At 41.8% G+C, this 17,412-nt stretch carries 20 protein-coding genes; 14 read left to right on the plus strand and 6 right to left on the minus strand.

The genetic code is table 11. The features are described from left to right. Positions 1-15 precede the first annotated feature (15 nt). The 6 genes from proC to hemW are packed head-to-tail and all read left to right on the plus strand — an operon-like array spanning position 16 to position 3,970. Entirely contained in the window at positions 16-840 is an 825-nt protein-coding gene (gene proC, locus KSO91_RS05805) for a pyrroline-5-carboxylate reductase (RefSeq protein ID WP_238742007.1), read from the plus strand. Between the two features lie 28 nt (positions 841-868). Beyond that, a complete protein-coding gene (locus KSO91_RS05810) occupies positions 869-1,411 on the plus strand; it encodes a YggT family protein (RefSeq protein ID WP_238742008.1) in 543 nt (180 codons plus the stop codon). Continuing rightward, the gene (yggU, locus tag KSO91_RS05815; RefSeq protein ID WP_238742009.1) at positions 1,411-1,704 is read left to right on the plus strand and encodes a DUF167 family protein YggU; all 294 of its coding nucleotides are present in this window, start codon (positions 1,411-1,413) and stop codon (positions 1,702-1,704) included. Before KSO91_RS05810 ends, yggU begins: the two co-directional genes overlap by 1 nt. 12 nt (positions 1,705-1,716) lie before the next feature. After that, on the plus strand, positions 1,717-2,151 hold the full coding sequence (locus KSO91_RS05820; RefSeq protein ID WP_238742010.1) for a DUF4426 domain-containing protein: 435 nt from the start codon (positions 1,717-1,719) through the stop codon (positions 2,149-2,151). Positions 2,152-2,169: 18 nt separating this feature from the next. Continuing rightward, the gene (locus tag KSO91_RS05825) at positions 2,170-2,772 is read left to right on the plus strand and encodes an XTP/dITP diphosphatase (protein ID WP_238742011.1); all 603 of its coding nucleotides are present in this window, start codon (positions 2,170-2,172) and stop codon (positions 2,770-2,772) included. Between the two features lie 55 nt (positions 2,773-2,827). Continuing rightward, positions 2,828-3,970 (plus strand): radical SAM family heme chaperone HemW, encoded by a 1,143-nt coding sequence (hemW, locus tag KSO91_RS05830; RefSeq protein ID WP_238742012.1) that lies wholly within the window; start codon positions 2,828-2,830, stop codon positions 3,968-3,970. Between the two features lie 100 nt (positions 3,971-4,070). Here hemW and gntU read toward each other — a convergent pair whose 3' ends face one another. Continuing rightward, positions 4,071-5,414 carry a gluconate transporter gene (gntU, locus tag KSO91_RS05835; protein WP_238742013.1) on the minus strand — a complete coding sequence of 448 codons (1,344 nt, stop codon included), beginning with the start codon at positions 5,412-5,414 and terminating at the stop codon, positions 4,071-4,073. A gap of 117 nt (positions 5,415-5,531) precedes the next feature. Here gntU and KSO91_RS05840 point away from each other — a divergent pair, with 117 nt between their 5' ends. From KSO91_RS05840 to KSO91_RS05850, 3 genes are read left to right on the plus strand one after another with little or no spacing between them, the layout of a single operon-like run. Continuing rightward, positions 5,532-6,047: a gluconokinase gene (locus KSO91_RS05840; RefSeq protein ID WP_238742014.1), complete on the plus strand. Its 516-nt coding sequence runs from the start codon at positions 5,532-5,534 to the stop codon at positions 6,045-6,047. A gap of 40 nt (positions 6,048-6,087) precedes the next feature. Then, entirely contained in the window at positions 6,088-7,884 is a 1,797-nt protein-coding gene (gene edd / locus KSO91_RS05845; protein ID WP_238742015.1) for a phosphogluconate dehydratase, read from the plus strand. A gap of 14 nt (positions 7,885-7,898) precedes the next feature. After that, the gene (locus KSO91_RS05850; protein ID WP_238742016.1) at positions 7,899-8,537 is read left to right on the plus strand and encodes a bifunctional 4-hydroxy-2-oxoglutarate aldolase/2-dehydro-3-deoxy-phosphogluconate aldolase; all 639 of its coding nucleotides are present in this window, start codon (positions 7,899-7,901) and stop codon (positions 8,535-8,537) included. 73 nt (positions 8,538-8,610) lie between these two features. Here the strand turns inward: KSO91_RS05850 and gntR are convergent, their stop codons facing one another. Together gntR and KSO91_RS05860 are read right to left on the minus strand one after the other, a co-directional pair. Next, the gene (gene gntR / locus KSO91_RS05855) at positions 8,611-9,609 is read right to left on the minus strand and encodes a gluconate operon transcriptional repressor GntR (protein WP_420830938.1); all 999 of its coding nucleotides are present in this window, start codon (positions 9,607-9,609) and stop codon (positions 8,611-8,613) included. A 398-nt stretch (positions 9,610-10,007) separates the two neighbouring features. Further along, positions 10,008-10,613, minus strand: coding sequence for a PEP-CTERM sorting domain-containing protein (locus KSO91_RS05860; protein WP_238742018.1), 606 nt, complete (start codon positions 10,611-10,613; stop codon positions 10,008-10,010). 509 nt (positions 10,614-11,122) lie between these two features. Here KSO91_RS05860 and KSO91_RS05865 point away from each other — a divergent pair. Next, positions 11,123-11,446 (plus strand): MbcA/ParS/Xre antitoxin family protein, encoded by a 324-nt coding sequence (locus tag KSO91_RS05865; protein WP_238742019.1) that lies wholly within the window; start codon positions 11,123-11,125, stop codon positions 11,444-11,446. Positions 11,447-11,448: 2 nt separating this feature from the next. Beyond that, positions 11,449-12,195, plus strand: a complete 747-nt coding sequence (locus tag KSO91_RS05870; protein ID WP_238742020.1) for an RES family NAD+ phosphorylase — start codon at positions 11,449-11,451, stop codon at positions 12,193-12,195. A gap of 93 nt (positions 12,196-12,288) precedes the next feature. Here KSO91_RS05870 and KSO91_RS05875 read toward each other — a convergent pair whose 3' ends face one another. The 3 genes from KSO91_RS05875 to KSO91_RS05885 all read right to left on the minus strand — a co-directional run bounded on the left by KSO91_RS05875 (position 12,289) and on the right by KSO91_RS05885 (position 14,949). Further along, complete coding sequence (locus KSO91_RS05875; protein WP_238742021.1) at positions 12,289-12,648, minus strand: hypothetical protein; 360 nt, start codon at positions 12,646-12,648, stop codon at positions 12,289-12,291. An 85-nt stretch (positions 12,649-12,733) separates the two neighbouring features. Continuing rightward, on the minus strand, positions 12,734-14,080 hold the full coding sequence (locus tag KSO91_RS05880; protein WP_238742022.1) for an alpha-amylase family glycosyl hydrolase: 1,347 nt from the start codon (positions 14,078-14,080) through the stop codon (positions 12,734-12,736). A 98-nt stretch (positions 14,081-14,178) separates the two neighbouring features. Further along, positions 14,179-14,949, minus strand: coding sequence for a hydratase (locus KSO91_RS05885; RefSeq protein ID WP_238742023.1), 771 nt, complete (start codon positions 14,947-14,949; stop codon positions 14,179-14,181). 357 nt (positions 14,950-15,306) lie between these two features. Here KSO91_RS05885 and KSO91_RS05890 point away from each other — a divergent pair, with 357 nt between their 5' ends. The 3 genes from KSO91_RS05890 to KSO91_RS05900 are packed head-to-tail and all read left to right on the plus strand — an operon-like array spanning position 15,307 to position 17,257. Continuing rightward, entirely contained in the window at positions 15,307-15,672 is a 366-nt protein-coding gene (locus tag KSO91_RS05890; protein ID WP_238742039.1) for a response regulator, read from the plus strand. Beyond that, positions 15,672-16,298, plus strand: a complete 627-nt coding sequence (locus KSO91_RS05895) for a chemotaxis protein CheC (RefSeq protein ID WP_238742024.1) — start codon at positions 15,672-15,674, stop codon at positions 16,296-16,298. The genes KSO91_RS05890 and KSO91_RS05895 overlap by 1 nt, the downstream gene beginning before the upstream one ends. Continuing rightward, the gene (locus KSO91_RS05900) at positions 16,298-17,257 is read left to right on the plus strand and encodes a sensor domain-containing diguanylate cyclase (RefSeq protein WP_238742025.1); all 960 of its coding nucleotides are present in this window, start codon (positions 16,298-16,300) and stop codon (positions 17,255-17,257) included. Before KSO91_RS05895 ends, KSO91_RS05900 begins: the two co-directional genes overlap by 1 nt. Positions 17,258-17,412 lie beyond the last annotated feature (155 nt).

The raw sequence follows: 17,412 nt of genomic DNA on the forward strand, positions 1-17,412 counted from the left end.
AAAAAGGGTCTCAACATGTTACATAAAAAAATTACTTTTATCGGTGCAGGCAATATGGCCGCTAGCATCATCAGCGGATTAGTTAAAGGCGGTTATCCCGCTGATTTTATTTGTGCAAGCGACCCCAGTGTCACTAGCACTGAAAAACTGACTGAGTTATATGCAATTAAAGGTTCTCAAAACAATAAAGAAGCTTCTCATTGGGCTGAGGTGATTGTATTGGCCGTTAAACCACAAATTATGGCCGTAGTTTGTCAAGCGCTCGCTGAACAAGGTGTCGATTTTAGTAATAAATTAGTCATCTCCATTGCTGCAGGTATTTCTGTACAGCGTATACAATCACTATTAGGCGATAACACGCCCGTTATCCGTTGCATGCCAAATACCCCTGCATTAGTGCAGAAAGGGATGACCGGTCTATTTGCATCGCAGCAAGTCAGTGAACAGGATAAAACTTTTTCTGGCGAGTTAATGTCAGCCGTGGGTGAAGTTGTCTGGGTTGAAGATGAAGCGATGATTAACGCCATTATCGCGGCATCAGGATCGGCGCCAGCTTATTTCTTCCTGTTTATGGAAGCGATGCAAGCGAAAGCGATGGCAATGGGATTAGATGAGCAGCAAGCCCGTCTGCTAGTATTACAATCAGCACTAGGCAGTGCAGAAATGGTTAAACACAATGCTGATATTGCGATTTCAACACTGCGCGAGAATGTGACTTCAAAAGGTGGTACAACAGCAGCTGCACTGGACACTTTTAATGAATTAGGCTTAAGTGAGACGGTTGCAAAATCGATGCAAGCAGCGGCTGATCGTGGCGCTGAGATGGAAAAATTATTTTAATCATTTAAATTGAAAGAGAGATAGTCTAATGAATGCAGTTAATTTTTTGGTCAACACCCTATTTGATCTGTATCTGATGGTGGTGTTGCTACGCGTCTGGTTGCAAGTCGCACGCGCTGATTTCTATAACCCGTTTAGCCAATTCATTATAAAGGCAACACAGCCAATCGTTGCGCCTTTACGCAAATTAATCCCTAGTTTAGGCGGATGGGATACAGCGACTATTCTGTTTGCCTTTGCGGTTGCTTGTTTAAAAGTTGTATCTCTAATTTTAATTGCAGGGGCTTCATTAAACCCTATGGTAATTCTTATATCGGGATTGGTGATATTACTAACGGCCGTCTTTAAGCTTATCTTTTGGGTATTGATTTTACGCGCAATCCTGAGTTGGGTAAGTCGAGGACAGAATCCTATTGAAGCGGTCATGATTCAATTAACAGAGCCTCTACTTGCACCTGTACGTCGTTTTATTCCCCCGATGGGCGGCTTAGATCTGTCTATGGTGGTGGTCTTAATTGGTCTGCAGTTCTTAGAGATGCTGGTCAACGATCTACTCAGCCGACTATTTTAATGTCTACTGTGTATTTAAAACAAGACGGAACAGATCTTTTGCTGCGTCTTGTTTTACAGCCAAAAGCAAGCCGCGATCAGTTTGTCGGTTTATTGGGAGACGAGCTTAAAATTGCCATTACTGCACCGCCTGTTGATGGCAAAGCCAATAGCCATTTAGTTAAATTTCTCAGCAAAGCGTTTAAAGTACCTAAAGGCGCAGTCACCGTCGAAAAAGGAGCATTAAGTCGCCATAAATTAGTACGTATTCATAAGCCCAGGCAGATGCCGCCTTTTTTTACAAATGAAGAATAAAGAATAGGAATAATGATGCGTACACTTTCTCGCCTAATAGCGGCCACAATGCTGTTTAGCTTTAGTCAGTTGACCACGGCCGAACAGTTGCAAGAGTTTGACAATTTACAGGTACATTATATCGCCCTACCCTCCACTTTTTTACAGCCTGATATCGCCAACCAATACGCGATTAAACGCAGTAAATACACGGGCATTATTAATATTGCCGTGATAGATAAAAATAACCAGCTTAACGCCGTTAAGAGCCAAATTTCTGGAAGCGGTAAAAATTTACTAGGGCAAACAGAAATCTTAGATTTTAGAGAGATTATAGAAGGTAAAGCCATCTATTATATGGCGATCTACCCCTTTACCAACGAAGAGATCGTGAATTTCAGCATTAAGATTAACAGCCAAAATAAAACCAATATACTAAAATTCCAACATAAATTTTATGTTGATTAAGAAAATACAGGCGAATAAATGAAAAAGAAATGGGTATTAGCCACCGGTAATAAGGGCAAAGTAAAAGAGATGAGCCAACTGCTTAATAGCTTTGCCATTGAAGTGCTACCGCAGAGTCAATTTGATGTTGCAGAAGTCGCAGAAACAGGTACAACCTTTGTGGAAAATGCCATCATTAAAGCGCGTCATGCAGCCAAAGTAACTGGATTACCCGCTATTGCTGATGATTCAGGCTTAGAAGTCGATTTTCTAAGCGGTCAACCCGGCATCTATTCATCTCGTTTTGCGGGTGAAAATGCCAGCGATCGCGATAATGTTGATCTCTTATTAAATAAGCTAGAAGGGGTTGGTAACGAACAGCGTCGAGCACGTTTTCAGTGTGTGCTGGTGTATATGCGCCATGCGCTCGACCCAACACCGATTATCTGCCAAGGTACTTGGGAAGGGATAATCAGCGAGTCGCTACAAGGCGAAAACGGCTTTGGTTATGATCCGGTTTTCTGGGTTGAAAGCGAGCAATGTACGTCAGCACAACTCAATAAAGAGCGCAAAAATGAACTGAGCCATCGTGGTCAAGCATTGACGATGTTAGTTGCACGTTTAAAAGAGCAATTAGGCTAAACCTCATGCCCATTCACGAAATGGGCGTCTTTAAGCACATCCAATAGGCCCTTTAATGCTTTTGTTACCTCCACTTAGTCTGTATATCCATATCCCTTGGTGCATCGAAAAATGCCCTTATTGTGATTTCAATTCCCATAAATTACGCGGCGAAATCCCCGAAAAAGAGTACTTACAGGCGTTATTAGATGATCTCAGTAAGGATCTTTTTTATGTGCAGGGCAGAAGGCTAGAAACTATTTTTATTGGTGGCGGTACACCGAGTTTACTCTCTGCATCAGGGATCGGCTGGTTACTGCAAGAGATACAAAAAAAGGTCCCTTTCAAAGACAATATTGAAATCACCTTGGAGGCCAATCCAGGCGCCATTGAAAATCAAAAAATAAGCGATTTTAAACAGGCAGGCATAAACCGTTTTTCCTTTGGCGTACAAAGTTTTCAGCAACAGAAACTCACTAAATTGGGCCGAATTCACGGCCCCGATGAAGCTAAAAATGCAGCTAAACAAGCACTTGTGGTAGGCATAAAAACGTTTAATCTCGATCTCATGCATGGGCTGCCTGATCAAAGTCTCTCTGATGCATTGGAAGATCTGCAAACAGCCATCGATCTAAAACCGACACACCTATCTTGGTATCAATTGACCATCGAACCTAATACCCAATATTTCTCACATCCGCCCATTTTACCCGATGATGATCTGTTATGGGATATTCAGGAAGCAGGACAAAAACTGTTGGCAGAAAATGGTTATCTACAATATGAAATTTCAGCTTACAGTCAAGCAGATTTCGCATGTCAGCATAACCTTAACTACTGGCGTTTCGGTGACTATATCGGCATTGGCTGTGGCGCACACGGAAAATTTACCCTAGCGCTTGAAAATAAAATCATACGCACTACCAAGATCAAACACCCGAAAGGTTACATGGATAGTTCACGGCCATTTTTAGATGACACACAAACAGTGGCAAAAGAGGAGCTGGCTTTTGAATATATGCTCAACCGTTTGCGTCTATTTGAGCCAATTCCCTTTAGCGAATTTAACGCCTATACCGGCCTCCCCTTAGAAAGTATCAGGGAAGCAATTAATCAGGCAATCGCCAAAAAAATGCTCATAGAAGGTGCCGATAGCTGGCAAATAACAGCCTTAGGGCAGCGATATTTAAACGAGTTACTAACACTATTTATGGATTAAACTTTGTGTTATATACCCAAACCACCTCAAGATCTAGGTTCTGATCTTAAGGTAACTTGGGTATAGGCACTGAGGCCGCATCGCCTCAGCGCCTATGAGATTATAGGAATAAAGAGATCACAACCGCAACCACCGCACCTGTTGTACCGATGATGGTTTCCATTACCGTCCATGTCTGCAGAGTTTGCTTCTCAGTCATCCCCATATAACGGTTAGCCAACCAGAAACCTGAATCGTTCACATGAGAAAGTACAATTGAGCCACCGCCGATAGCAATAGTCACAGCCGCCAGCTGCGCACCATTCAGACCTAAAGGCTCTATTATCGGGATAATCAGACCACATGCGGTTAACATAGCAACCGTGGCAGAGCCCTGAATAACACGCACAGCGGCGGCTAGAATAAATGCTAATATAACAACCGGCAAACCCGATCCCGCTAATAAGTTACCTAGAGCAGCGCCGACACCAGAGTCCACAAGCACCTGTTTGAATACACCACCCGCCCCCGTTACTAGAATAATAATTCCAGCCGGCTGTAGTGCATTACCACAGATTTCCATAATACGATTGCGAGAGATTCCGCGTTTAGTACCAAGCAGATAGAAAGCAGCTAAACATGCCACCATAATAGCGGTAAACGGATGACCGATAAATTCCAGCCATCCATGTGCCGCTGAAGTAGGCTCAACAAAACGCGCGGCAATGGTTTTAAGCCCGATCATCAACAACGGTAGGCCGATTAAGCCAATCGCCAGAGCAAATGTCGGGGTACCTTCTCCTTCCCTATCATCCACGCCGATTTGTGCATGCTCAGGCAGCTCCACATGAACCGATTTAGCAATCATGGCACCAAAAATTGGTCCACCCAAAATCATTGCAGGAATAGAAGCTAATAAACCGAAGAAAATCATATATCCAAAATCAGCACCGAGCTGCGAAGCCACAAGAATCGGGCCAGGAGCCGGGATAAGAAATGCTTGGCAAGTTGCAATACCAGCTAATAAAGCAATACCTATTTTAATAAGGCTGCCTCCGCCGCGACGAACAACAGCAAAAGCAACACCGATTAACAGGACAACAGCAACATCAAAAAATAGCGGCAAAGCACAGATAAAACCAGTAAAGGTAAGCGCCCAGTTAGAATTTTTAGTGCCGAACTTATTAAGCAGCGTATTGGCAATTCGGTCCAGCGCGCCGGTTGCTTCCATTACCCCGCCAAACATAGCACCTAACGCAACAACAACGGCAACAAAACCCAACGTGCCTCCCATGCCTTTTTGGATGGTCACCGTAATGTCTTCAGGGCTCATGCCGGAAAACAGACCGGCGATCATCGACACTAAAATCAAAGCTACAACTGCATGTAATCGAACTTTCATTACCAGGAACAGTAGTAGGACGATCGAGCCTGCTGCTGTCATAATCAAAGATATATCGGACATTGTCTTTCCTTTTAAATTATTGTGTGAGTGTTCACATTTGCTTAAGTTACGGGTAACATGTTATTATCAAAACCCTAAATTCGATGTAAAATACAAAAATGAGATAGAGGTCAAAAAATGAATCAACACAATGCAGGCAGCAGTTTTGTCATTATGGGCGTGTCCAGTACCGGTAAATCATCGGTCGGTGAAGCTTTTGCAAACGCTATTCAAGCAAAATTTATTGACGGAGATGATCTCCATCCTAAAGCGAACATTATTAAAATGACATCCGGCCAGCCATTAGATGATGAGGATCGTAACCCCTGGCTTGAGCGCATCAATGACGTAGCATTCAGTATTGAAAAAAAGAATGAACGCGGTGTAATAGTTTGCTCTGCACTGAAGAAAAAATATCGCGAACAGATCTGCCAGGGCAACAGCAAGATCACTTTCATTTTTCTGCACGGCGATTTCGATCTGGTATTGAGACGCATGCAGGACCGTAAAGGTCACTTTATGCCCGTAGAGCTACTTAAAACGCAGTTCAACACACTGGAAATACCACAGCAAGATGAAACCAATGTGATTCACATCAGCATTGAGGGTACTTTCGAAGAAGTTATCGCACGCTGCATCTCTGCTGCCGGATAAAACCAGCAATAGCAACAGATAGAATAAAGAAGGCCAAGTTATGAACAATGTTATTCAACAAGTCACTAAAAAGATTGCGCTGCGCAGCACCGATCTACGCAACAGCTATTTAACACGTATCCAGCGTCAAGCAAAACAAGGTAAAGAAAGAGCAAGTTTAACATGCGGTAATTTAGCACATACCGTTGCTGCGTGCTGTACAAGTCAGAAATCAACGATTCTTGATTTTACCCGCGTTAATGTCGGCATTATTAGCGCTTACAATGATATGCTCAGTGCTCACCAGCCCTATAAAACTTACCCAGACCAAATTAAGCAGGTACTACAAAACAGCGGCCACAGTGCCCAAGTAGCAGGCGGAGTGCCGGCTATGTGTGATGGTGTAACACAGGGTCAGACAGGCATGGATCTGTCGATGTTTTCCCGAGATTTAATCGCTCAGGCAACTGCAATCGGCTTAAGCCATAATACCTTTGATGCCGTTTTACTGCTTGGAATCTGTGACAAAATAGCCCCGGGACAAATTATGGGGGCACTGTCTTTCGGTCACCTTCCTGCGGCTTTTGTACCATCTGGCCCGATGTCAACTGGTATCAGTAATGATCAAAAAGTCAAAGTACGACAACAGTATGCTGCCGGTAAAGCGGATAAAAAAGCCCTACAAGCAATGGAATCTAGTGCCTATCACTCACCTGGCACTTGTACTTTTTACGGCACCGCGAACACTAACCAGCTGGTTTTTGAAGCAATGGGATTAATGTTACCGGGATCTGCATTTCTGCCGCCGGATTCGCAGCTGCGCCATGCACTGACCGATCACATCGCCTCTCATATGGTCAGCATTGCCCACGGCAGCGGTGACTATCGTCCTATTGCACAGGTCATGGATGAACGCACATTAGTAAACGGCCTAGTCGCGCTACTCGCATCAGGGGGCAGTACCAACCATACTATCCATATGATTGCCATCGCACGTTCGGCAGGGTTGATCATGACTTGGGATGATTTAGATGAATTATCAGCAGTAGTCCCTTCTCTGATCCGCATGTATCCAAACGGCCCTGCAGATATCAATGCATTCCAAGCGGCCGGCGGTGTTCCGACGTTACTGAAACAACTCGCTGAGCGCGGACTGCTAAATATGGATGCGCAGCCTATCTACGGTACTATGCAGGACTATTTAAAGCGGCCAGTTTTAGTCGATGGCAAAGTGACCTTTGTAGAGGCAAGCGACTCAACTGATGATAAAGTCATCGCAGCACCACAGCAGGTGTTCTCAGAACATGGTGGACTTAAAGTTGTTGCCGGTAATTTAGGCCGTGGCGTCATTAAAATTAGTGCGGTTGCCGAGCAAGACCGTTTTATTGAAGCGCCGGCAATGGTTTTTGAATCACAACATGATGTCGAGAAGGCTTATCAAGCGGGGCATTTAAATCGTGATGTCAGTGTTGTGGTTCGCCATAACGGACCGGCCGCTAACGGTATGCCAGAGCTGCATAAATTGATGCCTATTTTAGGCAATATAATGAAAGCGGGTTTTAAAGTGTCACTTATCACTGATGGACGTTTATCTGGCGCATCGGGAAAAGTACCCGCGGCGATTCATATGACACCTGAAGCACAACACAATGGCCCGCTAAGCATGATTCAGGACGGTGATATTATCTGTCTTGATGTTAATAACGGTTCGCTCAACATCAAAGCGGATCTCAGTATACGTACACCGCTTCATCCGGATCTAAGCGCAGAGCATAGCGGTGCAGGCCGGGAATTATTTACGCTATTTCGTCATGCCGTATCCAGTGCAGAAGACGGCGCAACTATTTTTAATCAATAATATAAGGACTTAACATGAACTGGACTATTTCACCTGCACAAGTTTTTGCAGTATCACCTGTCGTACCCGTTATGGTAATCAACAATATCGCCGATGCCGTGCCCATGGCAAAAGCATTAGCCGCCGGCGGGATCAATGTATTTGAAGTAACCTTACGCACGGATGCCGCTCTTGATGCTATCCGCGCAATCGCTGAGGCGATGCCACAGGCAATGATCGGTGCGGGAACTATTATTAATCCTCAGCAATATGACGCCGCGGTTGCAGCTGGCGCAAAATTTGTTATTTCTCCTGGATACAGCCGAACGCTACTAGAGCATGCAGCTAAAGGTAGCGCGCCTTTGATTCCTGGCGTATCAACCCCCTCTGAAATCATAACCGCATTGGAATTGGGATATGATCATCTTAAATTCTTTCCGGCCGAAGCAAATGGCGGAGCAGCTGCACTAAAAGCAATTGCAGGACCTCTGCCACAAGTACGTTTTTGTCCAACCGGGGGGATAAATCCGAAAAATGCAGCTAGCTATACAGCATTATCCTGCGTGGCAACCGTAGGCGGTTCATGGATGATTCCAAATGACGCCATTGCAAGCGGCGATTGGGATACAATAACAGCCCTATCTAAAGCGGCCGTTGCGTTAACGCAAGCTTAAAAGCCCGAAAAGCAAAAAGCGCAGCATTTATTTTGCTGCGCTTCTTTAACGACACTTAGAAACAAGATAACCTTTAAATACTCTCACCCAACTGGATCTTAAATCCAAGATCGATGATCTTATTATCAATAGGTTGCCCCTTTAAACGCCCAATTAATTGCTGCGCAGAAACGCGCCCAATCTCTTCACGAGGTGTTATCACACTGGCTAACTTAGGTACCATGGATTGTCCAACATCATGGCCATGAAAACCAGCAATCGCCATTTTATCTGGGATAGCAATGCCCTGACGCTGGCACTCAAAAACCGCACCGATAGCTAAATCATCATTAGTACAGAAGATACCGTCTGTCTGCTGGTGCTGTGCTAATGTTTGCTGCAATAATTCAGCACCGAGTGTAAATGAGGAAGGTTCTTCAGTCATCACGCTAATAGGCGTTAGATGGTGCTCGCGCATTGCTTTTTCATAACCTTGCTGTTTTAATTGGGTACGCACATCCATCCGCGCGCCCAGATACACAATATGCTGGTAACCGCGTTGGATCATTTGCGATACCATACAATAACTAGCCGCTATATTATCAAAACCAACAGCTTGTTGAATTGCGGCCGAGGTGACATCCATCATCTCAATAACCGGAATACCTGCGGTTTCAATCATTTTTAACGTACGGACACTATGATGGCTTTCGGAAAGAATTAAGCCGTCAACATGGTAAGAGAGTAAATGACTAATGCGCTGTTCTTCTACCTCAAGACTATAACCATAATGCGCCAGCATGGTCTGATATCCAGCGGCTTCGGTAATACTCTCAATACCACGTATTACCTCGGAAAATACCTGATTGGTTAATGACGGAACCAGTATACCTATCGCGTGACTCTTGGCATGAGAAAGCAGATCCGGTGCTCGATTTGGAATATAACCCAATTCTTCCAGCGCGACGGCAATACTCTTCTGCATATCAGCAGAAACTTGTGAAGGGTCTCTAAGATAACGGCTTACGGTCATTTTTGTTACCCCGACAATATCGGCAACATCTTGCAGTGTCGGTCTTTTTTTCTTATTGATCATAAAGTATCATCACTCTTAGTACGTTACCTGTAACATAACAAAAAAACAAAAATTACACCAGCCGGTTATAAGCCTTTGTTATTACTAATTTAAATTACCTTACAAAACAGTCAAAGCAGCGCGTTTCATTTCTCAATCATTCGCTCTTTCGCTCTGCATAGCAGCAGCACCTATCTGCAATTGTAGGTAGAACTGATTTTAAAGCGATAATTTAACCGCATCGGAAAGCCAACCTTTTTTCTTTGGCTGCTATATCAGCAATGGCAGCGGCGGCTTTTGTTGTATTTATTGATGTAAGAATTTGGGAAGTTATGAATTCAGCTTTAATTTATGCGAGATCAAAAAAAAACCCCAGAATAACCTGAGGCTTTGTTGCAATATATATTTACTATATATTAACTATTTTTATTTTTTCTTGACCAGCCAATACCAGCTAAAGCAAGTCCGAGTAACGCAATGCTTGCCGGCTCAGGAACGCTTTGTGCGTTAACAGAAATTACCAATCCATCAGCTAAATATGTAGAATCATTACTGTGTGCAGCAAGGTGATCAAAGTCATATACACCGTCATTAAACATAGACATAGTCAATGCGGTGGTAAATGTTCCAGACCAAGAAACAGTGTCACCAGCACTTAAAGTGCCACCGCCACTACGAATACCGAAGTTACAGCAAGACAAACCAGTTTGTATGTATATATCATCAACGCTATGTGTACCTGATAATGTAGTGAAAGTTGTCGCGGAGCCAGAAGTCAAACCGTGAGAGCCGCCTACAACAGTGTTATTTAGGAATGTTCCAAATACATTTTGATCAAACAACCAAACACCATTTGTGCTGTAACCTCCGCTAGTAATTTGATCCGTTCCAGATAGATTAAATTCAGCGAAGCCTAATCCATTGTCTTCAATATCCATCATTAACCCAGCGTAAGTATTACTTGCAAATCCAGTTGCCATAACAAGAACAGCTGTTAGAGCGCTTTTTTTAAAGTTATTCATATATAACATCCCTTTCAAAGTTTTTATTGTTTTTTGCTTGATGAATATAAGCAAGTTAGCTTCCTAAACTAAGCAAATTTAATGCCAAAAAACAAAGGGCATAAATATCAATTAGTTAAACCAAGGTTGGTTATATAATAGGCATTAAATGTAAAATATATCGACACAATAATACCCCTAATCCAATGACAGGGCTAATGAGGATGTGGGAAAAGCCAATCTTGATTAAGCGCAGCTCTATGCGCATAAAAACTCAAGCTGTAGCAATTTTACTTATTAAATGATGTGAGTTTTAACTTTATGATCTTAAATATAATTTAGCTTCATTTCCCACAAATTTAGCCTAAATAAACGGAAATATTAGCAAAACAGCAAATTACAGCGCATATGTTCTTTTTTATGGCAACTGGTTGCATTTGCATCACGCGTTGCTACACTTAAATTATATTGACAAGGGGGAGATATTTTTTATGAACGCATTGCCTAAAATTAACCAATCAGAAGTGTTAATGAAAGCCTTTAACAATGCTTGCGATGCTTTAAAATTAGGTGTTAAAGAAAGATCTCAGTTACTCGGTGTAAACAGAGTCACTTTAAATCGTAATGTTCACTGTGGGTTTTCTCCGAAATCAAAAACATGGGAACTTCAGCTTCATTTTATTCGGCTTTATCGTTCATTATATGCAATTTCCGGTGGAAATTCAGAGTTTATGTATCATTGGTTTAATACCAACAACAGGGCTTTAAATGGCGTTCCTGCATCCATTTGTTTAAAAATAGATGGGCTATTTAGAACCAATCAATATTTAGATGCGATGCGGGGTAAAGTTTAACGATGATAAAGCGTGCACTAATAGAAATTGGTAAGTTACAGCGCTTCAAGACGGATGTAACTCGCATCGTTGAGACTCAAGAATACGCGGCAACAACCAGTCTAGTTGATGATTTAGACGAACAATCGTTGCTCGAAGATCTACTCGATGACGTTAAACCCAATTACAGGGAAGGAACAAAGTCTCTGCATTATCTACTATCTACCCCCTTTAGATACCCACCACTGAAATATGGCTCTCGGTTTGGCGATGTAACCATGCCGAGTTATTTTTACGCCAGTGATGATGTCGACACTGCGTTATCTGAATGCGCGTTTTATCGCTTTGTTTTTCTTGATGATATGTCTGTACCCTATAACAAAGCAATTAAATCAGAGCATATGTCATTTAGTGTAAAGATCGATGCTTTGGCAACTGCCGATTTAACAAAAGTCAAATCAAAGGATATTCTCAAGCTACTTACTTCACCCGTAAACTACCTGTTTACACAACAGTTAGGCAAATATTTAACACAGGAAGTTGGCGCTACAGCGTTAAGATTTTATTCTGCCAGAGCAAAGACAAATAAAGGCATTAACATTGCAATTAGCAAACCGGAAGTGATTGTTTCAGAAAAACCTGTCAATAATGTTAACTGGATTTGCCACACGACCACGGAAAGAATCAGTTTTAATGCCCATGAAAACACACCGATTTCGTTTAATATAGGCTATTTTCTGATAGATGGTGTATTGCCAAGGTTTACATAAGTGATCACAATGCTTAGGTTCTTACTATGCGATGATCAGCTATTTAATACCAATGCACTCTTCTACTAAAAGCCTTTCGACCCTCTGTTCACTCTATTTTTCATATTCATATTTGTCTTTTCCCGGGTACATTTGAAAATATTTTTCAACAATAAGTGCTTTATCGCATATCGGAGAACCCCAGAAAAGGCCTATTTGTAACTGCCCGTTTGAATCGCTTTGAGTTTCACCGTATCCACTATAAAATCGGGCACAGTAATCAGCTTCTTTACCCTGTTTGTTAATACACTTATCAATTTCAAGCTCTTTATACGGCTGTATTTGTTGTTTACGAAACACATGACACTGAGCCATTAACGTCTCTGCTTGTAATCGGGAAATAGTTTCTGCCTGCACAAATTGACAAGCAAATAAGGTAGAAATTAATATAAAAGGCAATATCCTGTTTTGCATTTAAAATCCTTAATCAACGAGATGTCGACCGTGTAATAAGAAAAAGCGGGGCTGATATGGAAGCCCTAAATCAACCCAATAACGGCTAGCTTTTTTTAACATAAACCCGATAGCCAAACGCTTCTATAGTGTCAACGGATCCCAGATCGAAAGTCACCTCAGCTTGGCTAAATAACTCCTGATAACAACCATATTGAATATCACTGACAAAGTTAACTTTTTGCACTTTGTCAGTGAAATTTAACAGCACAAACACCTTGTCCTGCTCTTTTTCACGCACAAAGGAGAAAACAGCATCAGGCTGATCATGAATGACGGGGATCATTTTACCGCCCCAGTCACCATTCCATAGAGCTTGGTTATTGTGTTTTAAAGCGAAAAGTTGTTGATATATGGTTCCTATTTGATGCTCCTGCCAAATGATCTGATCTTTATCGAAAAATGCTAACGATTTATCTAAACCAGCTTCTTGGCTACCATAAATAAGCGGCATTCCCTCAATTGTTGCCGTTAAAACAATACAGACATGCAGATAATCACCAAAGCGTGCAAACATGGTGTTATCCCAAGCGTTTTTATCGTGGTTATCAACAAAATTCATTAAAATTGCATTTTCAGGCCATGAATTTAGAAGATTCGCAAAATAGACAAAGAGAGTTGAGACATTTTTATTGCCCGTAGCGACTTCTTCCATCACATTATGTAATGACCATGCGTAGGTCATATCAAAGGCCTTCCGATGTAGATCACGCTGATCCCATTCCGCTAGCATAAAAACGGGCTTAATTGCATCTAACTCGCGGCGCACATTATCCCAAAAATCAGTCGGTACCCCGCCCGCTACATCTGCACGGTAACCATCAATATCAACCTCTTCCAGCCAATATTTCATTGCATCGGTCATATATTCACGCATCTGTGCGTTGGAATAATCAAAGTCGATAATATCTGACCAATCCCACCAAGGAGTTGGCTGGAAATTACCTTTATGATCTTTGCTGTACCATTCTGGATGTGTTTTAGTGAGTACATTATCCCATGCACTGTGATTGGCGACCCAATCTAAAATAACATACATCCCTAGGCTGTGTGCCTGCGCTACTAAGTATTTTAAATCAGCTAACGTACCGTAATCGAGATTCACCGCTTTATAGTCTTTTACTGAATAAGCACTGCCCATCGTCCCTTTGCGGTTCTTTTCGCCAATGGGATGAATCGGCATTAGCCATAGAATATCCACACCTAACTTTTGTAAACGCGGTAGATGTTCAATAAAAGCATTGAATGTACCTTGCGGCGTGTACTGGCGAATATTTACCTCATAAATAGTCGCATTTTTAATCCAATGCGGATGGCTAAGCTCGACAAATGGCTGCGGTTGGTATTGTTCTTTACTGGCTGTCTGTTGGCAGACAACGGCTGAAGCAGACATAATGTAAACTCCTTATTTTTAACAAAAAATATTATTACGCAATAAAAAACGGCGTACTTTACAGTTCTGATGCGATAACAAGCGGTTACTTTTTATTTTTAAACTAATGTTTTAAATTCCACGGAGTATTTACCTAAACCGACATATTCTATTTCCGTCTGACAATCAAAAAGCACCTCAACGATACCCGCATAAGATCCAGTAATAATCGCTTGTCCTGCTGTAAAGTCAATGCCTCGTTTGCTCATGAAATTGATCAACCAGTAAAGTGGTAGTTGTGGTAACTGATTGGGATGCTTACCCGAAAAGCACTGCGCTTTAGCTGCTTGCGAGACATTAATCGTGATTTCACTGGCTTTGTAAGCAAGCGATTTATCTATCTGCGGGCCGATATATAATCCTTGATTAACTAAACAATCAGCTAGCTTTTCAGGAAACTCAACACCACTGTTTATTTGAAAACGATCCTGCATCAACTCCAGCGCCATATAACAACTTGATAGCGCATTATCAATATCGGCTGGCGTGTAATCTTGCTCTCTTGCGGGCAGATCTTGACCTAAAACAAAAGCGATTTCCGGCTCTATTCGTGCCACTCCATTATCAGCAAACAAACGACACGTTGCCCCTTGATTAATGGTATTGGCAAAAATAGGGGCAACGACTAACTGAGTTTCTGCTGGCGGCAAAAGACATTTCCAACCACCAATAGAATCAGTGCGTTGCATCATCATTTCTGTCTGTATCGCTAATGCATCTTCAATAGATTGAGGGCGAATATTTTCTTCTAAACTTGGCAATTTGGTATTAGCCACTCGGCGATTTAACAATTCTGTAGCGGCTTGTGAAAAATGACTATTACTGACCATCTTGTCGACCTCTTGTGATGGTTAAAACATTATCATAACCAATTCACTAAAACTTGTCTTAACAAAACAACGCATTATCCTATATTTCACCTTTGTAGAATCACCACAAAAGGAACATACAACAGGGTAGCCAGATCGCTGTAAATGCCTCATTTTATTTATTGCCGAGTTATCTTGTTCCAGATCATACTGGCTAAGGGCAATTCTTGACCACCCGCTCTATTGCCTATATATTTCCACATTCTTGCCAAAAATTGATAGCAGCCGTCATGTAATAGGTAAGCTGCGGTGAAACCGACAGCTTAAATAAGCTAGCCAACAATAATATGTAATATAGCGACCAGAGAGAGACAAGTGATGCCCACATCCTTATTAATTGTTGATGATTCAACTTTTTCCCGAAATATGATTAAACGAGCACTCCCCTCTGAATGGGATGTTGAGGTGACAGAAGTGATCTGCGGCGAAGAAGCGCTAGAAGTCTGTCAGCTGCAACAATTTGATATTATTTTTCTAGATCTGACCATGCCAGATATAGATGGTCTAGATGTATTACAGACACTTAATGAACGCGGCTACCAGAGCCGTATATTTATTATTTCAGCCGATATTCAAGAAAGCTCTAAACAAATAGCCAAAGAACGAGGCGCAGTTGATTTTTTTCCTAAACCTATTACAACAGAGACTTTACTTTCCATGCTGAAATATCATGAGGTGATTTAATGGTGATTATAGAGACATTTACAGATTATCAAATTGATGCGCTAAAAGAGTTGGCGAATATAGGGATGGGCCGAGCTGGCGCAAAATTGTCTGAGGTATTTGAGCATAGGGTAACACTGAATGTTCCTAATGTGGCAATGGTCGATGCGGATAAGCTCGATTCATTAGCGCGCAAAGCTGAATCGAATAGTCCCATTATCAACATTATCCAGCAAGCTTTTATCGGTGATATTGAAGGCCGGTCAACGTTTATAATTGGTGGTCATAACTTTACCGATTTGGTAGAAATCCTTGGCTATGAAGAAAGTGATGCTGTTGATGAAAGGCGCCAGAAAGAGATGTTACTTGATATATCAAATGCGGTAAATAGTGCGTGCCTATCGGGGTTAGCGGAGCAACTTACACTTGATATTGAACTGACCAACCCCTCTATCATTGCCTTTAATAAGGAAAATATAGAATTAAAAGATTTTTTCTTTAAACAAAAAGATCAACAGACACACCAGACTTTATTATTTGAAATTAAGTTTTTTATTAAAGATATTGATTTGTACTGCGACAATATTATCTCACTAAAAATAAGCAGCTTAAAAAATCTGCGTGTTGCTCTTGAAAGGTTGCTTTAATGGAAGGTAGCGGTCAGTTTACTGAGTTTTCCAAGCTGCTGCAGGAACTGTCGAGCATCGGTTTTATTATTCTAGATAGACGTATGAATGTGATCTTCTGGAATCGCTTTATGGAACTGCACAGCCATATAAAATCCAATGAAATCATCAATCGCAAACTTACCAGCTTTTTTCCTGATGTCAATGAAGCGTGGTTAAGTAAAAAGATCCGTTCAACATTGGTACTTAATAATCAAGCAGTGACTTCCTGGGAGCAAAGAGCTTATCTCCTTAAGTTGCCGAGTACTCAGTATTCTATCGATGATGTCGATTTTATGTATCAAAACTGTACCTACTTCCCCGTTAAAAATAGTGATAACACCACCATCGCGGTCGGTATTGCTATCTATGATGTGACTGAAATCGCGATCTCTCAACGCCTACTCGAAAATGTCACCGAGCAGGCACTGGATTTACAGGAAATTAGCACTCATGATCATTTAACTGGCCTATTTAATCGTAAGTTTTTTTCCGATCAGTTAGTTCAGGATGTCTCACGCTGTCGCCGTTTAGACTGGGGGTTGGGGTTGGCAATGATTGATGCCGATTACTTTAAACAGATTAACGATACTTATGGACACCAAATTGGCGATGAAGTACTGAAGGAGCTGGCACAGCGTTTACAAAGAACACTGCGCACATTTGACAGTTTATGCCGTTATGGCGGCGAAGAGTTCGCCTTGATACTTCCGAATGTGGATAAACAGCAAACTCTGATGATTTGTGAACGTCTTCGTGAGTGCGTGAACCAATCTCCGATTATTTGTGGACAACAAAAGATTCAAGTAACGGTTAGCATTGGCACTGCTCGCTTCGAAAAAAACAAATCATTAGAAGAGATGATTGCAGAAGCTGATGCCGCTCTTTACTTGGCCAAACATAATGGGCGGAACCGAGTAGAACAACATCAAACTAAATAAAGCCACTCACCTTGGCCAATCTCCTCAATAGGTGGATTTTTCAAGTAACCATTTTCCACACTGTCTGTCCTCAGCAGAAAATGATTGTATCCAAGTTAACCGATATTTATTACGCTTGGCACTTATTTTATTAAAAACAATATAAGTGCCATTAT

Source organism: Psychromonas antarctica (assembly GCF_022267535.1).
Taxonomy (GTDB): domain Bacteria; phylum Pseudomonadota; class Gammaproteobacteria; order Enterobacterales; family Psychromonadaceae; genus Psychromonas; species Psychromonas antarctica.

Bases quoted from the DNA above. Each gene is read 5' to 3' on its own strand.
- KSO91_RS05870 (WP_238742020.1), top strand. From the start codon at position 11,449: ATGATAAAGCGTGCACTAATAGAAATTGGTAAGTTACAGCGCTTCAAG.
- KSO91_RS05875 (WP_238742021.1), bottom strand. From the start codon at position 12,648: ATGCAAAACAGGATATTGCCTTTTATATTAATTTCTACCTTATTTGCT.
- gntU (WP_238742013.1), bottom strand. From the start codon at position 5,414: ATGTCCGATATATCTTTGATTATGACAGCAGCAGGCTCGATCGTCCTA.
- KSO91_RS05825 (WP_238742011.1), top strand. From the start codon at position 2,170: ATGAAAAAGAAATGGGTATTAGCCACCGGTAATAAGGGCAAAGTAAAA.
- KSO91_RS05865 (WP_238742019.1), top strand. From the start codon at position 11,123: ATGAAAGCCTTTAACAATGCTTGCGATGCTTTAAAATTAGGTGTTAAA.
- KSO91_RS05820 (WP_238742010.1), top strand. From the start codon at position 1,717: ATGATGCGTACACTTTCTCGCCTAATAGCGGCCACAATGCTGTTTAGC.
- KSO91_RS05895 (WP_238742024.1), top strand. From the start codon at position 15,672: ATGGTGATTATAGAGACATTTACAGATTATCAAATTGATGCGCTAAAA.
- KSO91_RS05880 (WP_238742022.1), bottom strand. From the start codon at position 14,080: ATGTCTGCTTCAGCCGTTGTCTGCCAACAGACAGCCAGTAAAGAACAA.
- KSO91_RS05860 (WP_238742018.1), bottom strand. From the start codon at position 10,613: ATGAATAACTTTAAAAAAAGCGCTCTAACAGCTGTTCTTGTTATGGCA.
- KSO91_RS05885 (WP_238742023.1), bottom strand. From the start codon at position 14,949: ATGGTCAGTAATAGTCATTTTTCACAAGCCGCTACAGAATTGTTAAAT.
- proC (WP_238742007.1), top strand. From the start codon at position 16: ATGTTACATAAAAAAATTACTTTTATCGGTGCAGGCAATATGGCCGCT.
- KSO91_RS05850 (WP_238742016.1), top strand. From the start codon at position 7,899: ATGAACTGGACTATTTCACCTGCACAAGTTTTTGCAGTATCACCTGTC.
- KSO91_RS05810 (WP_238742008.1), top strand. From the start codon at position 869: ATGAATGCAGTTAATTTTTTGGTCAACACCCTATTTGATCTGTATCTG.
- yggU (WP_238742009.1), top strand. From the start codon at position 1,411: ATGTCTACTGTGTATTTAAAACAAGACGGAACAGATCTTTTGCTGCGT.
- KSO91_RS05890 (WP_238742039.1), top strand. From the start codon at position 15,307: ATGCCCACATCCTTATTAATTGTTGATGATTCAACTTTTTCCCGAAAT.
- hemW (WP_238742012.1), top strand. From the start codon at position 2,828: ATGCTTTTGTTACCTCCACTTAGTCTGTATATCCATATCCCTTGGTGC.
- KSO91_RS05840 (WP_238742014.1), top strand. From the start codon at position 5,532: ATGAATCAACACAATGCAGGCAGCAGTTTTGTCATTATGGGCGTGTCC.
- edd (WP_238742015.1), top strand. From the start codon at position 6,088: ATGAACAATGTTATTCAACAAGTCACTAAAAAGATTGCGCTGCGCAGC.
- KSO91_RS05900 (WP_238742025.1), top strand. From the start codon at position 16,298: ATGGAAGGTAGCGGTCAGTTTACTGAGTTTTCCAAGCTGCTGCAGGAA.